The following is a 10299-nucleotide window of genomic DNA, read 5'->3' on the forward strand; positions in this document are numbered from 1 at the left end:
TGATCACAAGGAACTCCCTATGCTTAGCGTCATTTGCGAATCACCCGGCGTGCTACGCGCGGAGCAGACCGACACACCGGCGCGAGCCGCCGGTGAGGTATTGCTACGCGTGTCCCGCGTTGGAATCTGCGGTACCGATCTGCACATCTTTACGGGCAACCAGCCTTATCTGAAGTACCCGCGCGTGATGGGGCACGAGTTTTCCGGGGTGGTCGTCGAGGCCGACCAGGACTCGGGATTCGCTCCCGGCGATGGCGTCTACGTCATGCCGTACCTGTCGTGCGGAAGTTGCGTCGCGTGCAGGCAAGGCAAGACGAACTGTTGTGTCGACGTCAAGGTGTTGGGCGTGCATCGTGACGGCGCGCTCACCGAGTACCTCAGCGTACCGGCGCAGTTCGTGCACAAGGCCGAAGGCGTCACGCTCGACCAGGCCGCGATGCTCGAATTTCTGGCCATCGGCGCGCATGCGGTGCGACGGGCGAACGTCTTGGCCGATCAACGCGTGCTGGTGGTCGGGGCTGGCCCGATCGGCATGGCCGCGATGATCTTCGCGAAGCTGCGGGGCGCGAATGTGACATGTCTCGATACGCGTTCCGATCGTCTGGCGTTCTGCAAATCTGAACTGGAGGTAGACGCTGCTGTCGCTGTCGGCCCTTCTGACAGCGAACAGCTTGCGTCGCTCACGAACAACGAGTTTTTCGATGTCGTCTTCGACGCGACAGGCAACATCGATGCGATGAACCGCGGATTCGGATTCGTGGCGCACGGCGGCACCTATACGCTGATCTCCATCGTGCCGGGGCAGGTGACGTTTTCGGATCCGGAGTTTCATAAGCGTGAGACCACCTTGCTTGCCAGCCGCAACGCGACCACCGCCGACTTCGAGACCGTGCTGGACGCGATGCGCGCTGGCCGCATTCCGGATCAGGCGCTGAATACGCATCGAATGCGGCTTGCCGATGTTCCCGAAGCGTTTCCTCGCCTGCTGGATCCGGGGCAGACTGTGGTGAAAGCGTTGGTGGAGTGCTGAGCACATTCCATGGATCGTTCGGGACAGCTGGCATGAGTCAACCCATACTTCAGTTCGGTACGAGCCGGTTCCTGCTGGCGCATGTTGCGCTATTCGTTTCTGAAGCGCTGGAGCGCGGCGACGCTATCGGCGGAATCAGCGTCGTGCAGACGACTGCCAACCCCGCCAGTCGCGCGCGTGTGGCCGCGTTGTCGAGGCAGGACGGCTATCCGGTTCGCATCCGCGGGAGAGAGCGGGGCGTTGTCATCGATAAAGCCGTTGTCTGCCGTGCCATTCGTGACGCGTGGATCGCCGATCGGGACTGGGCGGCAGTTCGCAGCGCGGCGATCGAAGAGGTGCGGGTCATCGTGTCGAACACCGGCGACACGGGCTATCGCCTCGACGAGCGCGACTCGGCGGTTCTGCTTTCGCATGACGGTGCCGTGCCCCGCAGCTACCCCGCGAAGCTTCTCGCTTTGCTTCATTCGCGCTGGCGCGAACGCGCCTGCGACGGGGTGTCGATCTTCCCGTGCGAACTGGTGGAGAACAACGGGGATGCGCTGCGCGGGATCGTGCTCAGCCTGGCCATGCAATGGTCATTGCCCGACGCTTTCCTCGCCTACGTTCAGGATCAATGCATCTGGGTGAATTCGCTCGTGGACCGGATCGTGTCGGAGCCGATCGATCCCGTGGGGGCAGTAGCCGAGCCATATGCACTCTGGGCGATCGAGCGACGTCCGGGAATGGAGCTGCCCTGCACGCACGAAAGCATGATTTTGACGGATGACCTGCGAAGCCACGAACGGTTGAAATTGTTCTTCCTCAACCTCGGCCACAGCTGGTTTGCAGAACAGTGGCTCACCGGGCAGCGGTCGCTGTCCGAAACGGTGCTCGATGCGATGCAGGATTCGCAGATGCGCGCTGAAGTCGAATCCGTCTGGCAAGAGGAAGTCCTGCCTGTTTTCGCGACGTTGGGCATGCGGAGTCAAGCCGAAGACTACCTGACCAGCGTTCGAGATCGGTTCAGCAATCCGTATCTCGACCACCGGATTTCGGACATCGCGCAAAACCATGCAGCGAAGATTAAAAGGCGGGTACTGCCTCTGATCGAACTCGCGGATTCGCTGTCGATGTCGAACGCTCAGCCGCGCTTGCGTGGCTTGCTTGAAAAGCAGGGGCTCTTCTAACAACACATCGGAAGTTGATGGTCGAAATCCAGTGAACGCCCGATAAACGATCCTTGTTTTCGCATTCCTATAGCATTCGGCGCAGGACATCGTTGCGCGGATCCGCATCGAGAAATCGATGCTTCAGCGCACCGAGCACGTGCAGGACGATGAGTGCGAGCAGCGTGTAAGCCAGCGTTCGATGCAACCACTGGAATACTCTGAACCAGTTGTCGTTCTTGGGGAGTAGCTCCGGAAGCTGGATCAGGAAAAACGGTACGCCGTCGCTTTGCGTGTAGGTGCTGGACATGGAGTAACCCATCAGCGGCACCACGATTGCCAGGCCGTACAGCAGATAGTGAGCCGCTTTGGAACACTTCTTTTCCCAGGTCGCGAGCCCTGCAGGCGGAGCCGGCAGGGTCTTCATCGAGCGGATCGCCAGTTGTACGAGTACGACCAGTAGCGTGAGAATGCCGAACTGTTTGTGCGTAGGGTAGTACCAGTCGAACTTGGCGGGAACGGCGTCGTTCAGTCGGACCATGGTCCATCCCATCCACAACTGGGCGATGATCAGGACCGCCCGGACCCAGTGAAGCAGCCGCAGCTGGATGGGGTACTTGACCCCGGTGTAATCGCTGGCTTGAGTATCCATATCGCCTGACCTTCCTTGAAGAATGAAACGCAATGTCGGCGGGCATTCCGACCTTGCCACTGGTGTCTGTACGAGCCTCGCGCGTCAATCTGCCCGTGAGGATGTAGCGCACGCGTGCCCGGCGGAACGTTCATGTACCCGTCGGGCAAGCGTGGGCAATCGCACTAACGCAAATCTCAACAGCATTCACGCAATGCTTCGCGCAAGGTCCGCGACACCAGATCCGCTTCCTCCAGTTTCAGGGTCAGCGGCGGAGACATGACCACCTTGTTCGCGATGGCGCGCACCAGTACACCGCGTTTGCGCGCCGCATCGGCCACGCGTGCCGCGAACCCTTCGGTCGGATCGAGCGGTGTGCGACTGGCTTTGTCGGTCACGAGGTCCAGTGCCAGCATCAGGCCTTTCCCGCGCACATCGCCCACGGTCTCGAATTCGTCCCGCAGCGGCAGCAGTTGTTCGAGCAGATGCTTGCCGACGCGCGCCGCGTTGGCAGGCAGATCCTCGGCTTCGACGATGTCGAGCACCGCGAGCGATGCCGCGCAGGCGAGGGGATGTCCGCTGTACGTATAGCCATGCATCACCATGTGCGAGAATCCGCTTCCACCTTCAATGGCTTGCGCGATGCGTTTGTTGTACATCGTGGCTCCCAGCGGAACGTACCCGGCGGAGATGCCCTTGGCGAGACACAGAATGTCCGGTGCAACCCCCCATCCGCGACTTCCCAGCATGCTGCCGGCGCGGCCGAACCCGGTGACGACCTCGTCGGCGATCAGCAGGATGCCGTGCCGGTTGCAGACTTCCCGGACGCGAGGCCAATACGCGGCTGGCGGCACGATCAAGCCGCCGGCACCTTGCACCGGTTCCGCAATGAACGCTGCGATGGTCTGCGCACCATGGAATGCAATGGCTTCCTCCAGTTGCTTGATACAGTGCGCGACGAGCTGCTCGGGGTCCTCGCAATCCCACGGGTTGCGATAGAGCCATGGCGTATCGAGAAGAACGCAGCCCGGCAGCAGCGGACCGTGGTTATAGTGATAGACGCCATTGCCGCCGACCGACGTTCCGCCGATGTGCACGCCGTGGTAGCCATTGCGCAGCGACAGGAATCGGGTGCGCGACGGCTCGCCGGCGGCGACCCAGTATTGGCGTGCCATCTTCAACGCGGTTTCGACGGCGTCCGAACCGCCGCTGCCGAACATCACGCGCTGCATATCCTCCTGCCTGAACATTTCGCAGAGCCGATCCGCCAGATCGTAGACCCGCGGATGCGCCACACCGTCGAACGTCTGGTAGTAGGAGAGTTCATCCATTTGCGCGGCGATCGCCGCTTTCACTTCCGGCCGGTTATGGCCGACGTTGACGTTCCATAACCCGCCGACGCCATCGAGCAGGCGGTTCCCGTCGGCGTCGACAATGTGATTGCCGTCCCCGCGGACGATGACGACGGTCGGCGTCGAATGGCCGGCGGCCGCCGAGCTCATCGGGTGCCAGAAGCGCTTTTGACGGTTTTGATAGTTCATGGTGTATCGCTCACGAAGTGTTTTTGACGAAAATCAGAGTGCCGCGGTGACGACCTTTTCCTCGAGATAGGAATCCAGTGCAGCCCGCGACAGATCGCGCCCGATGCCACTGTGCTTGGTTCCTCCCCAGGGCAGACGCGCATCGAGTGGACTCCAGCAATTGATTGCGACGGCGCCCACATCCAGACGTTGCGCGACGCGGTGTGCGATAGCGATGTCTCGAGTCCAGAGCGAAGCGGACAGGCCGAACAACGTGTCGTTGGCCATGTCGACGGCTTCATCTTCGGTGTCGAAGGGAATGACCATCCCGACCGGACCGAACACCTCTTCGCGGGCGATGCGCATGCCGGGCTGCACGCCGCCGAGGATCGTCGGCCTCATGAACCAGCCGCTGTCGGGAACCGCTTCATCGCCCGCCAGTCTGATTGCGCCTTCGGCGAGGGCGACATCGATATGCGCGCGTACCCGCGCGAGGTGGCGTTGATTGATCAGCGCGCCCATCCGGGAGGTGGTGTCCGACGGCGGTCCTACGCGGATGGCGCGCGCCGCGTCGACGAGCCGTGCTTCCACGGCTTGAGCGATGGAGCGATGGACCAGCACCCGGGAGCCGGCGGCGCACGTCTGTCCTTGATTGACGAACATCCCCATCGCCAGAGCCGGGACGACCTGCTCGAGATCGGCGTCGGCGAACACGATCTGCGCCGCCTTGCCTCCAAGCTCGAGGGTCACGCGCTTGAAGGTGCGTGCCGCTTCGCAGGCGATCGTGCGCCCGACTTCGGTGCTGCCGGTGAAGCTGATCTTGTTCACGAGGGGGTGTGCCACCAGCGCCGGGCCGACCTCCGCACCCAGGCCATGCACGATGTTGACCACGCCGTCCGGAATGCCGGCTTCGCTGATCAACTCTCCCAGTCTCGCCACGGCAAGCGGTGCGTCTTCCGACGGCTTGATGACGACCGTGCAGCCGGCGGCCAGCGCGGGCGCCAGTTTCCAGACGGCGATCATGAGCGGCGCGTTCCACGGAATGATCTGGGCGGCGACGCCGACAGGCACGCGCTGGGTGTAGTTCAGCGTTGGGCGGCCCATGAATCCGTCGGTGGGGATCACGCGGCCTTCAAGCTTGTCGGCCCAGCCTGCGAAGTAGCGGAGCGTGTCGACGCTCATCGGTACGTCCATCATGCGCATCTCGACCTGGGGGCGGCCTTGTTCGTCCGCAAGCAGAGCGGTCAGCGCGTCGGTCTCGCGTTCGACGAGATCGGCAAGGCGGTGCAGCCAGCGCGCACGGGCGGCAGCGCCTGCGCTTGCCCACGGGCCGTGTCGCAGCGCGGCATGCGCCGACTTCACGGCAAGGTCGACGTCTCGGGCGTTCGAGGCCGGCACGTGGGCCAGCAACGTACCGGTTGCCGGTGCGTGCTTTTCGAAGGTGCTGCCGGACAGCGCCATGCAGCGCCGGCCGTCAATCAGGTTCTGAAGATCAATCATGGTGTCTGCGTGCGTCGGGGTGAGGTTCCGGCATGGATTGCCAGACGGCTTTGAAAGCTGGCGATTCGTGTGCGATGGCATGCGTCCAGCTCGGCTCTACTGTAGGTCCACGAGTTGTGGAGGCTTGTCCACTTTCGGCAATCGCTGCCTGGCTCGCGGGCCAGGGAATACCCTGCGGGCGTGGGGGAGGCGGGAACGCGGCGACACCGTGTTCGGAGGCCGGAGCGGTGCGCGAGTTCGCCAGAAATACTTAGATGTATTGATTATCTGGCTGACACCGATCGCCAGGCGCGCAGCGGATTTTCCCGGCCCTGGTCGTGGTCCCGGGACTGCAGCGAAAAACGCCAGGCGTGCTGTTGGCAATTTGAAAGATTCTGCGTGGAGATCTCGCGCGCCGGCGAATGCCTTGCCTTAAACGGCGCGCGGCCCAGTGTACCCGTCAGTCGACCGTAATTTTTAACAGTTCCGAATTGAGGGATTAGAGAAAGTACCTACGCGATAAGTCGGCTAGAACGTGTTGACGAATCTTTTATTCTGGGAATAATGGGCGCCATGCATCGAAGGTGCGCCGCCCATGCCGCGCTTCGTTCGATGCTGGCAGGTCACAGCCGATCGCTGATCCGGTCGCGGGAAAGTTCATGGTTACGGGAGATCTCTCATGCAGTTTCATCTCAAGGCAGGTCTTGCGGTCGCATGCGCTGTTGCGATCACGGCGGCCTGGGCACAGTCGTCAGGAGACCTGACAGTCAGCGGGGCGGAAAAAGCGGGCAGCGCGGATGGCCGAATCCCCGTGTTTAAGGGTGTGCAACAGACACCGGCAGGGTGGTCGCCGGGTAAGGTGAGAAGCGACTATTCGCCCTACAAATCCGAGAAGCCGCTCTTTTCCATCACGGCGGCTAACGTCGACCAGTACGCGCAGAATCTCACGCCCGGTCAACTCGCGATGTTCAAGCAGATCAAGAACTATCGGATGGACGTGTATCCGACGCATCGAGACTGCGGTTACCCGGACTGGGTGCAGGAAAACACGAAGAAGAACGCGGGTACCGCCAAACTCGATGCGAGCGGCGATCACCTGCAGAGTGCCATTATGCCTGGCTTGCCGTTTCCCGCTGCCAGGACTGGGCAGGAAGCGATGTGGAACTACCTTGCGCGCTATCGTGGCGTCGGCATCCAGTGGGGGAAGCTCAATACGATGGTGTCGCCGCGTCCCGGCAGTTCCGAATGGATTTCGGTGACGAGTCACCAGGTGGTGTACATGCCGTGGGGCAAGAAAGGTGCGAATCCGCTGACCGCCGACGAAGGGTTGTATTCGATCTACTTCGCCTATGAGACGCCGGCCGCGCTCGCGGGACAGGCTCTCGTGCAGACCGACAATTTCGCGAACAACGACAGCCCCGCGTTCTATTACTTCCCGGGCCAGCGACGGGTGCGTCGCATGCCGTCGTACAACTACGACGCGCCGCAGATCGGCTTCGAGAACCAGTACACGGTGGATGAGCCGTGGCTCTTCAATGGCGATATCGATCGTTTCGACTGGAAGCTCGCGGGCAAGAAGGACATCTACGTGCCGTACAACGACTTCGCGATGTACGACTTCAAGAGAAACATCGACGAGGTGTTCAAGCCGGATCAGATCGATCCGTCCGCGCGCCGCTACGAACTGCATCGGGTCTATGTGGTGGAGGCCACGCTCAAGCCCAACATGCGGCACATCTCGCAGAAGAAGGTGTTGTATCTCGACGAGGACACCTATCTGGCGCTTGCAGGCGAGGACTACGACGCGCAGGGCAAGCTCTGGAAAACCAAGGAAAGCTATCCGATCCCGATCTGGGAGCTGGGCGGAACCTGCGACGTGGAACCGTTCTCGCAATACAACCTGGTCACCGGTCGTTACGTGACGGATCAGAGCGTGATCGGTGACGGACAGGATGTCCAGTACTTCGAGTCGTCGGGTTCTCCACAATTCCGTTCGGATTACTACACGCCTGAAAACCTGCGTTCCGTCAGCGAACGCTAATACGGGCAGTGGGCCCGATGAGCGGAAGCGCTCGTCTGGCCCCTGGCGACCAGAGGAAGACTCATGAAAACAAAAGCGGTTCGCGCATCGGTTTCCGTTGCGCTGATGGGGCTTGGCGTGGTGTCGACGAATTCGGAGGCCTACGACTTTTCGACAGGATTGGGCGATCTCAACGGCTCGTGGGTATCGAATCTGACGGCGGGTGCGGGTATCCGCACCAAGAGTCCGAGCTGTTCGCTGACGGGCGACCCGAACGCCTACGGCTGCGGTGCCGCGGCCAACGTCAATCAGTGGGGCTCGGGCGACGACGGGGACCTGAACTACAGGAAGGGACAGCCGTTCAGTACGTACCTGAGCGCGACCAGCGAACTGCTGCTGACGATGCCGAGCGAAGGCTACAAGTTCATGATCCGCGGTACCGCGATGTACGACTTCCTCGTCGCCGATACCGCGCGGACCCCGCTGTCGAGCTCGGCGCTCGCGCAGGTGGAATATCCCGTTCAGCTGCTCGACCTGTGGGGCGAAAAGGACTTCACGATCAATGGCCAACCCGCGCACGTGCGTCTGGGTAACCAGGTCATCAACTGGGGAGAGAGTTATTTCGCCTCGGGCGGCATCAATCAGACCAACTCGCTCGACATTCAGAAGCTCCTCATCCCGGGAACGCAGCTGAAACAGGCGCTTCTGCCCGCGCCGATGCTGAGTTTCGCGGCTGGTCTGCCGGACGGTTTCAGTACCGAAGCCTACTATCAGTTTCAGTGGAACGGGAACCGCTATCCGCCTGTCGGCTCGTACTGGTCGGTCGGTAACAGCTTCGGGCGTGGAGCCGTCGCCACAACGGTTAGTTCGACTAACTCAAACGTCAATGGTGTCGATGCGGGAACCATCGCCGGATCGAACAGCGGCAGTGGGGCCACGCTGTCCGCAATCAACGGCGGACTCCTCAACGGCCAGTATGCGGGATCTCCATACAACTCCTTCGGTGTGTTGACGACGACCGCCTTGCCGCAGGAATACAAGCCGCAGTTCGGCATCAAGCTCAGCTACCGGCCGAAAAGCATTGACGTGAATTTCGGCTTCTACTACGAAAACTATACCGACAAATCGCCGGTTCTCTCGACCCTGGCCAATGGCACCAGCCAGTTCAGCTATCTCGAGAACCGGCAGTTGTTCGGCGCCAGCGCGAACTTTGGCCTCGGCGACTGGGCGATCGGCACGGAGCTGTCGTACCGGCCGCGTGATGCGGTCGCGCTGTCCAGCTGCTTCGGTGCGAACGGGGCGCTCGATCTGAACACGAATGGAATTTCTGGCGTCAACTGTTCGCAGTGGATGGACATGAAGAAGTTCCAGTACGACATCAACGGCCAGCTCAATCTCACGCAGAGCGAGTATCCGTTTCTCAAGCTGATTCACGCGGACATGGCAGTGCTGACCGCGGAACTGACCTGGATCTACTACCCGGGGCTCAGCTCGAACGGCGTGACACGGACCGTCGATGGGCAGACCGCGCATCAGGTGGCGGACTCGGGCTACTTCACGTGGTTGAACAACGGTTCGGGCCTGGGTTACCCGATCGTCGCCGGCGAAGGTACGTCGAGTTCGGTGGGACTCACGCTCGATTTCAACTGGACCTACGACGGCAGCTTGATCCCGGGCTGGCAGGTCACACCCGGCTTGACCTTCACCGACGGATTGTACGGCTATACGCCGACCTTCACGGCCAATTACATGCAGAGCGCCAAGTCGTTGAATGTCTACGTGCTGTTCAACCAGAACCCGGCAACGTGGCAGGCGGGGATCAATTACACGGCGTTTTTTGGCGGGCACGGTGGGGCTGGTCAGCCGTACGCAGACCGGAACTTCGTGGGCCTGTTCGCGACGCGCAATTTCTAGTGCAGCAAGCGCAGCAAGGCGGTGCGCACTGATGCGCACCGCCGATCTACTTGAAGGATAGCGCCGTGTTGAATCGCTTTGTCATCAGCCTCGAGAAACTTTTCTTCGGGCACCGTGCGGTCGTGCTGGCTGCGATCGGCATCTTCACCGCGGTCATGGCCGTGTTTGCCGTGCAGTTGCGCATGGAAGCCGGCTTCGAGAAGCAGATGCCGATCGGCCACGAGTACATCCAGACCTTCCAGAAGTACCGCAACGATCTGTTCGGCGCGAACCGCATCACTGTCGTGGTGCGCGCGCGTAACGGCAGCATCTGGACGCCGCAGGGTCTGACGCGGCTGTACAAGGTGACGCAGGCGGTCATTTTTCTGCCCAACGTCGACCGGCAGGGCGTGCAGTCGCTGTGGACCCCGAACGCGTTCGTCAACGAGATTACCGAAGACGGCTTTCGTGCGAGCCCGGTCATCGACGGCACGATCACGCCGCCGCAGCTGACGCCGGCAATCGTCGCGCAGATCCGGAAATCGGCAACCGATGGCGGCTATATCGGCACGCTCGTCTCG

General features: G+C 61.5%; 7 protein-coding genes and 1 pseudogene. 5 read left to right on the forward strand and 3 right to left on the reverse strand.

The annotated features are described in order from the left end of the window. Positions 1-19 precede the first annotated feature (19 nt). Positions 20-1030 (forward strand): zinc-binding alcohol dehydrogenase family protein, encoded by a 1011-nt coding sequence (locus tag DVS29_RS32015; RefSeq protein ID WP_118184544.1) that lies wholly within the window; start codon positions 20-22, stop codon positions 1028-1030. A gap of 32 nt (positions 1031-1062) precedes the next feature. Continuing rightward, positions 1063-2196, forward strand: coding sequence for a mannitol dehydrogenase family protein (locus DVS29_RS32020; RefSeq protein WP_118184545.1), 1134 nt, complete (start codon positions 1063-1065; stop codon positions 2194-2196). Between the two features lie 67 nt (positions 2197-2263). Here DVS29_RS32020 and DVS29_RS32025 read toward each other — a convergent pair whose 3' ends face one another. From DVS29_RS32025 to DVS29_RS32035, 3 genes are all read right to left on the reverse strand, one after another. After that, complete coding sequence (locus DVS29_RS32025) at positions 2264-2827, reverse strand: cytochrome b (protein ID WP_118184546.1); 564 nt, start codon at positions 2825-2827, stop codon at positions 2264-2266. 176 nt (positions 2828-3003) lie between these two features. Continuing rightward, the gene (locus DVS29_RS32030; RefSeq protein ID WP_118184547.1) at positions 3004-4347 is read right to left on the reverse strand and encodes an aspartate aminotransferase family protein; all 1344 of its coding nucleotides are present in this window, start codon (positions 4345-4347) and stop codon (positions 3004-3006) included. 33 nt (positions 4348-4380) lie between these two features. Beyond that, on the reverse strand, positions 4381-5826 hold the full coding sequence (locus DVS29_RS32035) for an aldehyde dehydrogenase family protein (protein ID WP_118184548.1): 1446 nt from the start codon (positions 5824-5826) through the stop codon (positions 4381-4383). A 658-nt stretch (positions 5827-6484) separates the two neighbouring features. Here DVS29_RS32035 and DVS29_RS32040 point away from each other — a divergent pair. From DVS29_RS32040 to DVS29_RS32050, 3 genes and pseudogenes are all read left to right on the forward strand, one after another. Next, positions 6485-7846 carry a DUF1329 domain-containing protein gene (locus DVS29_RS32040; protein ID WP_118184549.1) on the forward strand — a complete coding sequence of 454 codons (1362 nt, stop codon included), beginning with the start codon at positions 6485-6487 and terminating at the stop codon, positions 7844-7846. Positions 7847-7909: 63 nt separating this feature from the next. Further along, complete coding sequence (locus DVS29_RS32045; RefSeq protein ID WP_118184550.1) at positions 7910-9739, forward strand: DUF1302 domain-containing protein; 1830 nt, start codon at positions 7910-7912, stop codon at positions 9737-9739. Positions 9740-9804: 65 nt separating this feature from the next. Beyond that, positions 9805-10299 (forward strand): annotated as a pseudogene (locus DVS29_RS32050) (RND family transporter); the annotation flags it as partial.

Origin of the sequence: Paraburkholderia phosphatilytica (genome assembly GCF_003443895.1) — a bacterium.
Taxonomy (GTDB): Bacteria; Pseudomonadota; Gammaproteobacteria; order Burkholderiales; family Burkholderiaceae; genus Paraburkholderia; species Paraburkholderia phosphatilytica.